We start from the raw sequence: 14,611 nt of genomic DNA, 5'->3' as shown, positions 1-14,611 counted from the left end.
GAATAGCCCTCGCGTAGTCGCCGGCCGGTGTCGTGGAGACACGAGCACCGGCCGACGGCGGACCCAGCAGACGCACCACATGCACACTGCACGAAGGGGAAGCCATGACAGCGACGACCGACGGAAGCACCGGAGCCTCCCTGCGGCCCCTGGCAGCCTCGGCCAGCGACACCGACATCACGATCCCCGCCGCGGCGGCCGGGGTACCCGAAGCCGCCGCCCGCGCCACCCGGCGTGCCACCGACTTCCTGCTCGCCCAACAGGACGCCGAGGGCTGGTGGAAGGGCGACCTCGAGACGAACGTCACGATGGACGCCGAGGACCTGCTCCTGCGTCAGTTCCTGGGCATCCAGGACGAGGCGACCACCCGCGCCGCCGCGCTGTTCATCCGCGGCGAGCAGCGCGAGGACGGCACCTGGGCCACCTTCTACGGCGGCCCCGGCGAACTGTCCACGACCATCGAGGCCTACGTCGCCCTCCGGCTGGCCGGGGACTCACCCGACGCGCCCCACATGACGCGGGCCGCCGAGTGGATCAGGTCCCGCGGCGGCATCGCCTCCGCCCGGGTCTTCACCCGGATCTGGCTGGCCCTGTTCGGCTGGTGGAAGTGGGACGACCTGCCCGAACTCCCGCCGGAGCTCATCTACTTCCCCACCTGGGTCCCGCTCAACATCTACGACTTCGGCTGCTGGGCCCGGCAGACCATCGTGCCGCTCACCATCGTCTCCGCGAAGCGGCCGGTGCGTCCCGCGCCGTTCCCGCTGGACGAACTGCACACCGACCCGGTCCGCCCCAACCCGGCGCGCCCCCTGGCCCCGGCGGCCAGCTGGGACGGCGCCTTCCAGCGCATCGACAAGGCCCTGCACGCCTACCGCAAGGTCGCCCCGCGCCGGCTGCGGAAGGCCGCGATGAACAGCGCCGCCCGCTGGATCATCGAGCGGCAGGAGAACGACGGCTGCTGGGGCGGCATCCAGCCCCCGGCCGTCTACTCGGTCATCGCCCTCTACCTGCTCGGTTACGACCTCGAACACCCCGTGATGCGCGCGGGCCTGGAGTCGCTGGACCGTTTCGCCGTGTGGCGCGAGGACGGCGCCCGGATGATCGAGGCCTGCCAGTCCCCGGTGTGGGACACCTGCCTGGCCACCATCGCGCTGGCCGACGCGGGCGTGCCCGAGGACCACCCGCAGTTGGTGAAGGCCTCGGACTGGATGCTCGGCGAGCAGATCGTGCGCCCCGGCGACTGGTCGGTGAAGCGCCCCGGACTCCCGCCCGGCGGCTGGGCGTTCGAGTTCCACAACGACAACTACCCCGACATCGACGACACCGCCGAGGTCGTCCTCGCCCTGCGCCGGGTCAGGCACCACGACCCGGAGCGGGTGGAGAAGGCGATCGGGCGCGGGGTGCGCTGGAACCTCGGCATGCAGTCGAAGAACGGCGCCTGGGGCGCCTTCGACGTCGACAACACCAGCGCCTTCCCCAACCGGCTGCCGTTCTGCGACTTCGGCGAGGTCATCGACCCGCCGTCCGCGGACGTCACCGCGCACGTCGTCGAGATGCTCGCCGTCGAGGGACTCGCCCACGACCCGCGCACCCGCCGCGGCATCCAGTGGCTGCTCGACGCCCAGGAGGCGGACGGCTCGTGGTTCGGCCGCTGGGGCGTCAACTACGTCTACGGCACCGGCTCCGTGATCCCCGCGCTGACCGCCGCCGGACTGCCCACCTCGCACCCGGCCATCCGCCGGGCGGTGCGCTGGCTGGAGTCCGTCCAGAACGAGGACGGCGGCTGGGGCGAGGACCTGCGCTCCTACCGCTACGTCCGGGAGTGGAGCGGCCGGGGCGCCTCGACCGCCTCGCAGACCGGCTGGGCGCTGATGGCCCTGCTGGCGGCGGGGGAGCGGGAGTCCAAGGCCGTGGCGCGCGGCATCGAGTGGCTGGCGGCCACCCAGCGGGAGGACGGCTCCTGGGACGAGCCCTACTTCACGGGCACCGGCTTCCCGTGGGACTTCTCCATCAACTACAACCTCTACCGCCAGGTCTTCCCGCTCACCGCTCTCGGCCGGTACGTCCACGGGGAGCCCTTCGCCAAGAAGTCCCGTACGGCCGAGGCCCTCACCGAGTCCGCACCGGCCGAGGTGAAGGGCAGCTGATGACCCCGCAGACCGGCCCGTCCCCGCTGCTGATCGCCTGCGCGCTCGGCATCGAGCACCTCGCCCTGCGCACCGGCGACCGCGCCGGCGCCGGCGGGCCGGTCACCGTCCTGCGCACCGGCATGGGCCCCAATGCGGCCGAAGGCTCGGTCACCCGGGTCCTCGCCGACCCGGCGCTCGAGGGCGCCGCCGTGCTCGCCACGGGCTTCTGCGCCGGACTCTCGCCCGGCATGCACCCCGGTGACCTGGTCGTCGCCGAGGAGACCCGGGACCCCCGCTCCACCGTCCCCTGCGTCGCGACCGACCGGCTCGTCAAGGAACTCGCGCGAGCCGTCCCCGGGCGCACCGTCCACACCGGGCCACTGACCGGCTCGGACCACGTCGTCCGCGGCCCCGAACGGGCCGACCTGCGCTCGACCGGCGCGATCGCCGTGGACATGGAGTCCGCGGCCACGCTCCTGAGCGCCGTCCGCACGGGCCCGCGCCCGGTTGCGGCCGTCCGGGTGGTCGTGGACGCTCCAGAACACGAACTCGTCCGGATCGGCACCGTGCGCGGTGGAATATCGGCTTTCCGCGTTCTTCGATCCGTTCTTCCCGCATTTTTCGAATGGCACCGTTCTTTGTTGCTTCCCCGGAGGTGAGCCCAGATGGCCATGCCGCTGCGCCAGTCCATCAAGGTCGCTACATACCTGGCCGAACAGAAGATTCGCCGACGGGACAAGTTCCCGCTCATCGTGGAACTGGAACCGCTCTTCGCCTGCAACCTGGCGTGCGAGGGATGCGGCAAGATCCAGCACCCCGCCGGTGTGCTCAAGCAGCGCATGCCGGTGGCGCAGGCCGTCGGGGCGGTGCTGGAATCGGGCGCGCCGATGGTCTCCATCGCCGGCGGCGAGCCCCTGATGCACCCGCAGATCGACGAGATCGTGCGGCAGTTGGTGGCCAAGCGGAAGTACGTCTTCCTCTGCACCAACGCCATGCTCATGCGCAAGAAGATGGACAAGTTCAAGCCCTCGCCGTACTTCGCCTTCGCGGTGCACATCGACGGACTGCGCGAGCGGCACGACGAGTCCGTGGCCAAGGAGGGCGTGTTCGACGAGGCCGTGGAGGCCATCAAGGAGGCCAAGCGGCGCGGCTTCCGGGTGACCACCAACTCGACCTTCTTCAACACCGACACCCCGCAGACCATCGTCGAGGTGCTCAACTTCCTCAACGACGACCTCAAGGTCGACGAGATGATGATCTCGCCCGCCTACGCCTACGAGAAGGCACCCGACCAGGAGCACTTCCTGGGCGTGGAGCAGACCCGCGAGCTGTTCAAGAAGGCCTTCTCGGGCGGCAACCGGGCCCGCTGGCGGCTCAACCACTCCCCGCTCTTCCTCGACTTCCTCGAGGGCAAGGTCGACTTCCCGTGCACCGCCTGGGCGATCCCGAACTACTCCCTCTTCGGCTGGCAGCGCCCCTGCTACCTGATGAGCGACGGCTACGTCCCGACGTACCGGGAGCTGATCGAGAAGACCGACTGGGACAAGTACGGCCGCGGCAAGGACCCGCGCTGCGACAACTGCATGGCGCACTGCGGCTACGAGCCCACCGCCGTCCTGGCCACCATGGGCTCGCTCAAGGAGTCCCTGCGCGCCATGCGGGAGACGGTCTCCGGGAACCGGGAGTGACGTCATGACCGCCATCCCCTTGGGGCTCCCCGGGGTACCGGTCCGGCCGATCGCCGAGCGGCGCGTGTCGCGGCGGATCCAGGTCGGGCCGGTGGCGGTCGGGGGCGGGGCCCCGGTGTCGGTGCAGTCGATGACGACGACCCGTACGTCCGACATCGGGGCGACGCTCCAGCAGATCGCCGAGCTGACGGCGTCGGGCTGCCAGATCGTCCGGGTGGCCTGCCCCACTCAAGACGACGCCGACGCGCTGCCCGTCATCGCGCGGAAGTCGCAGATCCCGGTGATCGCGGACATCCACTTCCAGCCCAAGTACGTCTTCGCCGCGATCGAGGCGGGCTGCGCGGCGGTCCGGGTGAACCCGGGCAACATCAAGCAGTTCGACGACAAGGTCAAGGAGATCGCCAAGGCGGCCCGCGATCACGGCACGCCCATCCGCATCGGGGTCAACGCCGGTTCCCTGGACCGGCGGCTGCTCCAGAAGTACGGCAGGGCGACGCCCGAGGCGCTCGCCGAGTCCGCCCTGTGGGAGGCCTCGCTCTTCGAGGAGCACGACTTCCGGGACATCAAGATCTCGGTCAAGCACAACGACCCGGTCGTGATGGTCGAGGCCTACCGGCAACTCGCCGCCCAGTGCGACTACCCGCTGCACCTGGGTGTGACGGAGGCGGGCCCGGCCTTCCAGGGCACCATCAAGTCGGCCGTCGCCTTCGGCGCGCTCCTCTCCCAGGGCATCGGCGACACCATCCGGGTGTCGCTCAGCGCGCCGCCGGTCGAGGAGATCAAGGTCGGCATCCAGATCCTCCAGTCGCTCGGACTCAGGGAACGCCGGCTGGAGATCGTCTCCTGCCCGTCCTGCGGCCGCGCCCAGGTCGACGTCTACAAGCTGGCCGAGGAGGTCACCGCCGGTCTGGAAGGCATGGAGGTCCCCCTCCGCGTCGCCGTCATGGGCTGCGTCGTCAACGGCCCCGGCGAGGCCCGCGAGGCCGACCTCGGCGTCGCCTCCGGCAACGGCAAGGGGCAGATCTTCGTCAAGGGCGAGGTCGTCAAGACCGTGCCCGAGTCGAAGATCGTGGAGACCCTCATCGAGGAGGCGATGAGGATCGCGGAGCAGATGGAGAAGGACGGCGCGTCGGGGGAGCCGGCCGTCACCGTGAGCTGACACACCACGGACCGAAGGGGGCCCGAGCGTGACGATTCTGGAGAACATCCGGGGACCACGCGACCTGAAGGCGCTGTCCGAGGCGGAACTCGGTGAACTGTCCGACGAGATACGTGACTTCCTGGTGCACGCGGTCGCCCGCACCGGCGGTCACCTCGGACCCAACCTCGGCGTGGTGGAACTCACCGTCGCCCTGCACCGGGTCTTCGAGTCGCCGGACGACCGCATCCTGTGGGACACCGGCCACCAGAGCTACGTGCACAAACTCCTGACCGGGCGGCAGGACTTCTCCAAGCTGCGGAGCAAGGGCGGCCTGTCCGGCTACCCCTCGCGCGAGGAGTCCGAGCACGACGTCATCGAGAACAGCCACGCCTCCACCGTCCTCGGCTGGGCCGACGGCCTCGCCAAGGCCCGCCAGGTGCGGGGGGAGCGCAGCCACGTCGTCGCCGTCATCGGTGACGGCGCGCTCACCGGCGGCATGGCCTGGGAGGCGCTGAACAACATCGCGGCGGCCAGGGACCGGCCGCTGATCATCGTCGTCAACGACAACGAACGCTCGTACGCCCCGACCATCGGCGGCCTCGCCAACCACCTGGCGACCCTGCGCACCACCGACGGCTACGAGCGCGCCCTGGCCTGGGGCAAGGACGTGCTCCAGCGCACGCCCGTGGTCGGCAACACCGTCTACGAGGCCCTGCACGGCGCCAAGAAGGGCTTCAAGGACGCCTTCGCCCCGCAGGGGCTCTTCGAGGACCTGGGACTGAAGTACCTCGGCCCGATCGACGGGCACGACATCGGCGCCGTCGAGTCGGCGCTGCGCCGCGCGAAGCGCTTCCACGGCCCGGTGCTCGTGCACTGCCTCACCGAGAAGGGCCGCGGCTACGAGCCGGCCCTGCGCGACGAGGAGGACCACTTCCACACGGTCGGCGTGATGGACCCGCTCACCTGCGAGCCGCTCAGCCCGGCGGGCGGCCCGTCCTGGACCTCCGTGTTCGGTGAGGAGATCGTCCGGATCGGCGAGGAGCGCGCGGACGTGGTGGCGATCACCGCGGCCATGCTGCACCCGGTCGGCCTCGCCCCCTTCGCCGAACGGTTCCCCGACCGGGTCTGGGACGTCGGCATCGCCGAACAGCACGCCGCCGTGTCCGCCGCGGGCCTCGCCACCGGCGGACTGCACCCGGTCGTCGCCGTCTACGCCACCTTCCTCAACCGCGCCTTCGACCAGCTCCTCATGGACGTGGCACTGCACCGCTGCGGCGTCACCTTCGTCCTGGACCGGGCCGGCGTCACCGGTGTCGACGGGGCCTCGCACAACGGCATGTGGGACATGTCCGTCCTCCAGGTCGTCCCCGGGCTGCGGATCGCCGCCCCGCGCGACGCCGACCAGCTGCGCGCCCAGCTGCGCGAGGCGGTCGCCGTGGACGACGCGCCGACGCTGCTGCGCTTCCCGAAGGAGTCCGTCGGTCCCGTCGTACCCGCCGTCGACCGGATCGGCGGCCTGGACGTCCTGCACGCCGCGGACCGGCCCGAGGTGCTGCTCGTGGCGGTGGGCGTGATGGCACCCGTCTGCCTCGGGGCCGCCGAACTCCTGGAGGCCCGCGGCATCGGCTGCACCGTCGTCGACCCGCGCTGGGTCAAGCCGGTCGACCCGGCGCTCGCACCGCTCGCCGCCCGGCACCGGCTGGTGGCCGTGGTCGAGGACAACAGCCGGGCCGCCGGGGCCGGTTCCGCGGTGGCGCTGGCGCTCGGCGACGCCGAGGTCGACGTCCCCGTACGCCGCTTCGGCATCCCCGAGCAGTTCCTCGCGCACGCCAAGCGCGCCGAGGTGCTCGCGGACATCGGCCTCACCCCGGTCGACGTCGCCGGCCGGATCGCCGCGAGCCTGGCCCTCGCCGAACCGGCCGGGGACCGGGGGGGGGACCGGCAGTGGAACAGCCCGGCGACGGACGGATGTCCGGCGACGGACGGATCGTCATGCCAGCGCAAGGAGAGAACTGAATGACCAAGGAGTTCGACCTCGCCGCGCTCTTGGCCGAGCGCGGGGCCGAGCGGTACGAGCTGCACGCCAAGCACCTCAACCACCAGCTGCCGCGCATGCTGCACACCATCGGCTTCGACAAGGTCTACGAGCGTGCCGAGGGCGCGCACTTCTGGGACGCGGACGGCAACGACTACCTGGACATGCTCGCCGGGTTCGCGGTGATGGGCCTGGGCCGCCACCACCCCGTCGTCCGCAAGGCGCTGCACGACGTCCTCGACGCCTCGCTCGCCGACCTGACCCGCTTCGACTGCCCGCCGCTGCCCGGCCTGCTGGCGGAGAAGCTGCTCTCCTACAGCCCGCACCTGGACCGCGTCTTCTTCGGCAACAGCGGCACCGAGGCCGTCGAGACCGCGCTGAAGTTCGCCCGGTACGCGACCGGCAGACAGCGGATCCTGTACTGCTCGCACGCCTTCCACGGACTGACCACCGGCTCCCTCTCCGTCAACGGCGAGGACGGCTTCCGCAAGGGCTTCGCGCCGCTGCTGCCCGACACCGCCGTCCCGCTCGGCGACCTGGACGCCCTGGCGCGGGAGCTGAGGAAGGGCGACGTGGCGGCCCTGATCGTGGAGCCGGTCCAGGGCAAGGGCGTGCACGAGGCCCCGCCCGGCTACCTGCTCGCCGCGCAGGAGCTGCTGCACCGGCACAAGGCGCTGCTGATCGCCGACGAGGTGCAGACGGGCCTCGGCCGGACCGGCAAGTTCTACGCCTACCAGCACTCGGACGGGGTGGAGCCCGACCTGGTCTGCGTGGCCAAGGCGCTGTCCGGCGGATACGTGCCGGTGGGGGCCACCCTGGGCAAGGACTGGATCTTCCAGAAGGTGTACTCCTCGATGGACCGCGTACAGGTCCACTCGGCCAGCTTCGGGTCCAACGCACAGGCCATGGCCGCCGGACTCGCGGTGCTGTCGGTGATGGAGAACGAGGAGATCGTCGCGAACGCCGCCGCGGTGGGGGAGCGGCTGAAGTCCCGGCTCGCGGAGCTGGTGGACCGCTACGAGCTGCTCGCCGACGTCCGGGGCCGCGGACTGATGATCGGCATCGAGTTCGGCCGGCCCAGGTCCCTGAAGCTGCGCAGCCGCTGGACGATGCTGCAGGCGGCGCGGAAGGGACTGTTCGCGCAGATGGTGGTCGTGCCGCTGCTGCAACGGCACCGGATCCTGACCCAGGTGTCCGGCGACCACCTGGAAGTGATCAAGCTGATCCCGCCGCTGATCGTCGACACCGACGACGCCGACCGGTTCGTCGACGCCTTCACGGAGGTGATGGAGGACGCGCACAATGGCGGTGGCCTGATGTGGGACTTCGGGAAGATCCTTGTCAAGCAGGCGGTGGCCAACCGCTGAGCGTGCGCAGCAAACTTTTTGCCTCTGAGGCAAGAAGTTTGCCTGACGGGCAAGACTCGGGCTGAATGGAGCCATGAGCTCCTCCGAGACCGGCCCCGCCGAGGGGGCGGTCGCCGCCGTCGCGCCCCAGCTGCGTGAGCTGCGGCGGCGGGCCGCCCTCACCCTGGAGGCCGCGGCCCGCGACGCAGGGCTCTCGCCCGCCCACCTCTCCCGCCTGGAGACCGGGCAGCGCCAGCCCTCGCTGCCGATGCTGCTCTCCCTCGCCCGGGTCTACGGTACGACCGTCGCCGAGCTGCTGGGGGAGACGGCCGCGGACCGGGACGCCGTCGTGCGCGCCGCCGGCATGGAACCCACCGCCGCGGGCGGCTGGACGTACTGGCGGGCCGGAGCGCCGGGCCGCGGCATGCAGGCCCTGCGCGTCCAGGTTCCGTACGGCTCCCAGGGCGACGTGGTGCGGGTGCACCCCGGTGAGGAGTGGCTGCACGTCCTGCGGGGCCGGCTGCGACTGCGCCTCGGGGACACCGAGCACCGGCTCACCGCGGGGGACAGCGCCCACTTCGACTCGATGACCCCGCACCGGATCGCCGCGCAGGACCCCGACGGGGTCGAGCTGCTGTTCGTACACACCCTGCTGCAGAGCCCGACGGCCGCCCTGTGCCTCGGCCCGACCCCCGGAGAGACGCCATGAGTGCCACGGAGGAGAAGCTCCCGCGCGCCCTGTGGGTGCGACTGATCATCTACATCGCCCTGGGGCACGTCTTCGGCGGCTTCCTCTACCTGCTGTTCGAGGTGGGCGCCAAGTAGCGCCGTCCGCGGGCGGGTGGCTCAGTCCAGCATCCGCTCGCGCAGCCGCTCCCGGGTCCCGGCAGTGAGCCGCAGGCCCTGCTCCAGGTAGGCGTCGACGCCGCCCCAGGTCTCCTCGACGGTCTCGAAGGCCGCCGCCAGGTACTCGGCGCGCGCGTCGAACAGGGGACTGAGCAGCTCCATGACCTCGGGGGAGTAGGCCGAGGCCGCGGAACCGCTGCGGCGCACCTTGTAGCGGCGGTGCGCGGCGTTCGACTTCAGGTAGTCCTCGACGACGGCCTCGCGCTCGACGCCCAGGGCGAGCAGGGTGACGGCGATCGACAGGCCCGCGCGGTCCTTTCCGGCGGCGCAGTGCATCAGGGCCGGGACGCTGTCCTCGGCGAGCGCGTGCAGGATGCGGGAGTGCTCCGCAGTGCGCTCCGTGACGATCGCGCGGTAGGAGCCGATCATCCGGTCCGCGCCCTTGCCGTCGGCCAGGATCTCGCGCAGCTGGTCGAGGTCGCCGTCACGGACCATCTTCCAGAACTCGGCGCCGTCGGCCGGGTCGCTCAGCGGCAGGTTCACATTGCGCACGCCCGGCAGGTCGACGTCCGGGCCCTCGAGCTTCTGGTCGGCCGCGTTGCGGAAGTCGAAGATCGTGTGCAGGCCCAGCGAGGCCAGGAACGCGGCGTCCTCCCCGGTGGCGTGAGCCAGGTGACCGCTGCGGAACAGCACCCCCTGCCGCACCCGCCGCCCGTCCACGGTGGGCAGTCCGCCCACGTCCCGGAAGTTGCGCACACCGGTCAGCTCGGGTTCGGTCGACGGGACCTGCTGCGTCACGGGGGCTCCTCCCACTCCGCCCCGCCGCCGCTGCTCGCCGACGGGCTCCACCAGACGATACGGCATCACCTGGGCGCGAAATGGCGCCCCGAGGGATATTCCGAGCCGATAAGAGCCTTCTGTCCGAATTGGTGCCTTAATAGCAACTGGCCCTGAAATGGCGGAAGGTGAATGCGAGGCGCGTGAGCAGCGTCATATCCGTGACCGTGCGTTGCCCGTCATGTTCACGTAATTCAACTGTTTCTCAAGGGGCTTTAGGCAAAAGCGCGCGGCGGAAATCGACGCAGGGTTACCGGATATTCCCGTAAAGGATCAATCGGAACACCCGCCGGGGGAACCCCTCGCTTGTCCGTGTGCGTCTTGGTCCCTTACGTTCACCACCGATCCGGACGGACGCCTAATCCTGCCGCCGACCGGAGCCCGCACTCATCGACCACCCGTACACGGCAGGAGCGGGGGACCCACAGGTAGAACTGCCTGTTCCGGTTCCCGGAACGGCTTGGGGTAAAGCCGCGTTCTGCGCGGCCGGGCATCTCCAGCCCGCACCCGACAGCTCACCTCGCAGGCGCCGGAGAGGAATTCGCCATGCCCGCGAAGGGTAAGCACCGCCGTACCAGGGCCATGCGCCTGACCCGCACCATCGCCGTCGCCGGAACCGGCGGCGCCGCGCTCGCGCTCCCGCTGATGGGTGCCGCCGCCGCCAACGCCGCTCCCGCGCACTCCGTTTCCGAGCAGGCCGCGCAGTCCGTTCCGGCCTCGGCCAAGAAGGCCGCCGCCGAGAAGAACTCCGACTCGCGCACCTACACCGTGAAGAGCGGCGACTACCTTTCGAAGATCGCCGACGAGCAGGACGTCGACGGCGGCTGGAAGAAGCTCTACACGGACAACCGCGAGGCCGTCGGTTCCGACCCGTCGCTGATCCACCCCGGCCTGAAGCTCTCGATCGGCGGCCAGGCCGCCAAGTCGTCGGCGCCGTCCTCCGCGCAGTCGCAGAAGCCCGCGCAGAAGTCCGCCGAGAAGCCCGCCGAGAAGCCCGCCGAGAAGTCCGCCGCCGCGAAGCCGGCCCAGAAGTCGGCGGACGCCGAGAAGGCCTCCTCCTCGGACACCGGCAGCCAGTCCACGGGCACCACCAGCGGCTACACCTCCCCCGTCGCGGGCGGCACCGTCGGCACCCCGTACCACCAGTCCGGCAGCATGTGGTCCAGCGGCTACCACACCGGCACCGACTTCGTCGTCCCGACCGGCACCTCCCTCAAGGCCGTCGGCGCGGGCACCGTCGTCTCCGCCGGCTGGGGCGGCGCGTACGGCAACCAGGTCGTCATCCAGCTCGCCGACGGCCACTACGCCCAGTACGCTCACCTCTCCTCGCTCTCCGTCTCCGCCGGTCAGTCGGTGACGGCGGGTCAGCAGGTCGGCCTCTCGGGTGCCACCGGCAACGTGACCGGCCCGCACCTGCACTTCGAGATCCGCACCACGCCGGACTACGGCTCGGACATCGACCCGCTGGCATTCCTGCGCTCGCACGGCGTCTCCGTCTGACGACCGGTTCCGCGCGGCCCCCGCGCCCCGAAGGCCGGACCCCGATCCCCGGGTCCGGCCTTCGGCGTGTCCGGACCCCGGTGTGCGCGCCGTGCAGGGCCCTCGCGTATTCCGGAATTGACGAATACTTTAGGCGTGGCCTTTCTCACCGCCCGTCAATCCCGCCCTACGGTCGCGTAGGTCACATTCCAAGGTGAATCATGGGCCGATGTGGCAGACGATTCGAAGAGTGACAGCAGAGCAGTGATCGGGTCGTACGTGGCGGTGGGGGACAGCTTCACCGAGGGCGTCGGCGACCCCGGCCCCGACGGGGCGTTCGTCGGCTGGGCCGACCGGCTGGCCGTACTGCTCGCGGACCGGCGCCCCGAGGGCGACTTCACGTACACGAACCTCGCCGTGCGCGGCAGGCTCCTCGACCAGATCGTGGCGGAGCAGGTACCGCGGGTCGTCGGACTCGCGCCGGACCTCGTCTCGTTCGCGGCGGGCGGCAACGACATCATCCGGCCCGGCACCGATCCCGACGAGGTCGCCGAGCGGTTCGAGCTGGCGGTGGCCGCGCTGACCGCCGCGGCCGGAACCGTCCTGGTGACCACCGGGTTCGACACCCGTGGGGTGCCGGTCCTCAAGCACCTGCGCGGCAAGATCGCCACGTACAACGGGCACGTCCGCGCCGTCGCCGACCGCTACGGCTGCCCGGTGCTCGACCTGTGGTCGCTGCGGAGCGTCCAGGACCGCAGGGCGTGGGACGCCGACCGGCTGCACCTGTCGCCGGAGGGTCACACCCGGGTGGCGCTGCGCGCGGGGCAGGCCCTGGGCCTGCGCGTTCCGGCCGACCCGGACCAGCCCTGGCCGCCCCTGCCGCCGCGCGGCACGCTCGACGTCCGGCGCGACGACGTGCACTGGGCGCGCGAGTACCTGGTGCCGTGGATCGGGCGCAGGCTGCGGGGCGAGTCGTCGGGCGACCACGTGACGGCCAAGGGGACGCTGTCGCCGGACGACATCAAGACGTGGATCGCGTCGGTGGCCTGACGCGGACGGGGGTCGGTGGTGTCCCGGCGGCCGGCGTCCGACGGGCCGGTGCACCGACGGGCCGGTGCCCCGTTGGGTGCTAGCGCCGCGTCGGTGTCAACGCCGCCCGCTCCAGGCCCAGTTCCCGGGCCAGGGCGTCGTCCACCCACTCCTGCGCCCGGGCCCGCGACACCGTGCCCGTGTACGAGGTGAGCTGCACGGCCAGCCCGTCCAGCAACGCCGTCAGCCGCAGGGCAGCGGCGTCCGGCTCGGGGCAGGAGAACTCACCGGCGGCCACGCCCTCGGCGATGACCTCGGCGATCGCCGCCTTCCACTGGCGGTCCAGCTCGCGCGTGACCTCCCGCAGCGCGGGCTCGCGCGGCGCCGCCGCCCAGCCCTCGATCCACAGCCGCCAGCCCTTGGCCGGCCCGGTCGGCGCGTACCACCGCACGGCCGCCCGCAGCCGGCGCAGCGCCGACGTGCGACGGGCGAGCAGCCCCCGCAGACGGGCGAGGTCGTCCTCGGCGGCATGCGTGAACGCGGCGGCGACCAGGCGCTCCTTCGTGGAGAAGTGGTAGAGCACCAGGGCGTTGCTGACGCCGAGCGCCGCGGCCACGTCGGCGATCCGCAACGCCGCCACGCCCCGCGCCGATATCTGCTCGATGGCGGCGCCCAGCAGCTCCTCGCGCCGCTCCGCCACGCTCAACCGCACTCTCCCCACGCACGTCACCCTATACAGGCGCCGGGACGTGCGCCGACGCCCTTCCCGGTCGCGACGGACCGGGGGAACACGGATGTCACATCCGTCGTTCGAGGTGCGTAGGACGAGACGACCATAATGAGAGCCTGAACCACTCCACCTGGAGGTACCGTGGCCGCTTTCCGTTCCCCGAGTCCCGGGTTCAGCGTGCCCCGGCCCGCGGCCTTCGGCGCCGACCCGAGCGGTGAGCGCATGGCGCGCATCCGCAGATCGCCGCACTTCAGCGACGGCGTCTTCCAGAACCCCGGGGGCACGGCACGGACCCGGCCCTCCGGATCGGCCGCCGAATTCGCCAAGATCTACTTCAACAAGGAGGCGCGGCTGCGCCGGTCCCCGCAGGGTCCGGTCCCGGTGCACGCCACCACCCTGGCCGACCTCGCCCGGCCGCCCGCCACCGGGCTCCGGCTGACCTGGATGGGCCACTCCAGCGTGCTCGCCGAGATCGACGGGCAGCGCGTGCTCTTCGACCCGGTGTGGGGCGAGCGCTGCTCCCCCTTCCCCTTCGCCGGCCCCAAGCGCCTGCATCCGGTCCCGCTGCCACTTGCCGCCCTGGGCCCGGTCGACGTGGTCGTCATCTCCCACGACCACTACGACCACCTGGACATGCCCACCATCAAGGCGCTGGCCGGCACGGACACCGTGTTCGCCGTGCCGCTCGGCGTCGGCGGCCACCTCGAACACTGGGGTGTCTCCCCCGACCGGCTGCGCGAGCTGGACTGGCACGAGTCGACGGGCGTCGGCGGCCTCACCCTCACCGCCACCCCGGCCCGGCACTTCTGCGGGCGCGGGCTGCGCAACACCCAGCACACCCTCTGGGCGTCCTGGGTGGTCGCCGGTTCCGAACACCGCGTGTACCACAGCGGGGACACCGGCTATTTCGACGGATTCCGCGAGATCGGCGCCGCGCACGGCCCGTTCGACGCCACGATGATCCAGCTGGGGGCGTACGCCGAGTTCTGGCCGGACATCCACATGACCCCCGAGGAGGGCGTCCGTGCCCACCTCGACCTCCAGGGCGGCCGTCCGCACGGCGCCCTGCTGCCGATCCACTGGGGCACCTTCAACCTGGCGCCGCACCCGTGGGCGGAGCCGGGGGAGTGGACGAAGGAGGCGGCTGAGGAGGTCGGCCAGGCGGTGGCGTTCCCGCGGCCGGGGGAGCCGTTCGAGCCGGCGGGGGAGCTGCCGGTGGAGGCGTGGTGGCGGGCGGTGTCGGGTCCGATCGCGCATCCGTGGCGGCGCCCCCGGATCGTCGAAGGCGTGGCCGGGACGAGCAGGGGTGATCTCGACCTCGCGGGGGAGCGGTGAGGCCGGTCGGGGACAA

The 14,611-nt window shown here is 71.5% G+C and carries 13 protein-coding genes and 1 riboswitch; of the genes, 11 read left to right on the top strand and 2 right to left on the bottom strand.

Going from position 1 to position 14,611, the window contains the following annotated elements; translation table 11 throughout:
* The first annotated feature begins 104 nt into the window (after nucleotides 1–104).
* From shc to ACFV9J_RS14955, 8 genes are all read left to right on the top strand, one after another.
* A complete protein-coding gene (gene shc, locus ACFV9J_RS14990) occupies nucleotides 105–2,147 on the top strand; it encodes a squalene--hopene cyclase (RefSeq protein ID WP_385354164.1) in 2,043 nt (680 codons plus the stop codon).
* The gene (locus ACFV9J_RS14985) at nucleotides 2,147–2,788 is read left to right on the top strand and encodes a 1-hydroxy-2-methyl-2-butenyl 4-diphosphate reductase (protein WP_385354162.1); all 642 of its coding nucleotides are present in this window, start codon (nucleotides 2,147–2,149) and stop codon (nucleotides 2,786–2,788) included. The genes shc and ACFV9J_RS14985 overlap by 1 nt, the downstream gene beginning before the upstream one ends.
* 6 nt (nucleotides 2,789–2,794) lie before the next feature.
* A complete protein-coding gene (hpnH, locus tag ACFV9J_RS14980) occupies nucleotides 2,795–3,817 on the top strand; it encodes an adenosyl-hopene transferase HpnH (protein WP_003972231.1) in 1,023 nt (340 codons plus the stop codon).
* 4 nt (nucleotides 3,818–3,821) lie between these two features.
* Nucleotides 3,822–4,976, top strand: coding sequence for a flavodoxin-dependent (E)-4-hydroxy-3-methylbut-2-enyl-diphosphate synthase (ispG, locus tag ACFV9J_RS14975; protein WP_385354159.1), 1,155 nt, complete (start codon nucleotides 3,822–3,824; stop codon nucleotides 4,974–4,976).
* 28 nt (nucleotides 4,977–5,004) lie between these two features.
* Nucleotides 5,005–6,978 (top strand): 1-deoxy-D-xylulose-5-phosphate synthase, encoded by a 1,974-nt coding sequence (gene dxs, locus ACFV9J_RS14970; RefSeq protein WP_385354157.1) that lies wholly within the window; start codon nucleotides 5,005–5,007, stop codon nucleotides 6,976–6,978.
* On the top strand, nucleotides 6,975–8,360 hold the full coding sequence (locus ACFV9J_RS14965) for an aspartate aminotransferase family protein (protein ID WP_385354155.1): 1,386 nt from the start codon (nucleotides 6,975–6,977) through the stop codon (nucleotides 8,358–8,360). The genes dxs and ACFV9J_RS14965 overlap by 4 nt, the downstream gene beginning before the upstream one ends.
* 73 nt (nucleotides 8,361–8,433) lie before the next feature.
* Nucleotides 8,434–9,048 carry a helix-turn-helix domain-containing protein gene (locus ACFV9J_RS14960; RefSeq protein ID WP_385354153.1) on the top strand — a complete coding sequence of 205 codons (615 nt, stop codon included), beginning with the start codon at nucleotides 8,434–8,436 and terminating at the stop codon, nucleotides 9,046–9,048.
* A complete protein-coding gene (locus tag ACFV9J_RS14955) occupies nucleotides 9,045–9,164 on the top strand; it encodes a DUF6126 family protein (protein WP_356863610.1) in 120 nt (39 codons plus the stop codon). Before ACFV9J_RS14960 ends, ACFV9J_RS14955 begins: the two co-directional genes overlap by 4 nt.
* Before the next feature lie 21 nt (nucleotides 9,165–9,185).
* On the opposite strand, the gene ACFV9J_RS14950 is transcribed toward ACFV9J_RS14955, so the two are convergent.
* Nucleotides 9,186–9,983 carry a tyrosine-protein phosphatase gene (locus tag ACFV9J_RS14950; protein ID WP_385354150.1) on the bottom strand — a complete coding sequence of 266 codons (798 nt, stop codon included), beginning with the start codon at nucleotides 9,981–9,983 and terminating at the stop codon, nucleotides 9,186–9,188.
* Nucleotides 9,984–10,407: 424 nt separating this feature from the next.
* A riboswitch (cyclic di-AMP (ydaO/yuaA leader) is annotated at nucleotides 10,408–10,564 on the top strand.
* A 4-nt stretch (nucleotides 10,565–10,568) separates the two neighbouring features.
* Here ACFV9J_RS14950 and ACFV9J_RS14945 point away from each other — a divergent pair.
* Nucleotides 10,569–11,522, top strand: coding sequence for a peptidoglycan DD-metalloendopeptidase family protein (locus ACFV9J_RS14945; RefSeq protein WP_385354148.1), 954 nt, complete (start codon nucleotides 10,569–10,571; stop codon nucleotides 11,520–11,522).
* Nucleotides 11,523–11,765: 243 nt separating this feature from the next.
* Nucleotides 11,766–12,551 (top strand): SGNH/GDSL hydrolase family protein, encoded by a 786-nt coding sequence (locus ACFV9J_RS14940; protein ID WP_385354505.1) that lies wholly within the window; start codon nucleotides 11,766–11,768, stop codon nucleotides 12,549–12,551.
* A gap of 79 nt (nucleotides 12,552–12,630) precedes the next feature.
* Here the strand turns inward: ACFV9J_RS14940 and ACFV9J_RS14935 are convergent, their stop codons facing one another.
* A complete protein-coding gene (locus tag ACFV9J_RS14935) occupies nucleotides 12,631–13,251 on the bottom strand; it encodes a TetR/AcrR family transcriptional regulator (protein ID WP_385354146.1) in 621 nt (206 codons plus the stop codon).
* A gap of 150 nt (nucleotides 13,252–13,401) precedes the next feature.
* Between ACFV9J_RS14935 and ACFV9J_RS14930 the strand changes: the two genes are divergently transcribed.
* On the top strand, nucleotides 13,402–14,595 hold the full coding sequence (locus tag ACFV9J_RS14930) for an MBL fold metallo-hydrolase (protein WP_385354144.1): 1,194 nt from the start codon (nucleotides 13,402–13,404) through the stop codon (nucleotides 14,593–14,595).
* Nucleotides 14,596–14,611: the final 16 nt, after the last annotated feature.

The sequence above is a fragment of the Streptomyces sp. NPDC059906 genome (genome assembly GCF_042730645.1).
In the GTDB taxonomy this organism is placed as follows: Bacteria; Actinomycetota; Actinomycetes; order Streptomycetales; family Streptomycetaceae; genus Streptomyces; species Streptomyces rubrogriseus.
This window is presented reverse-complemented; position numbering and strand designations above follow the sequence as displayed.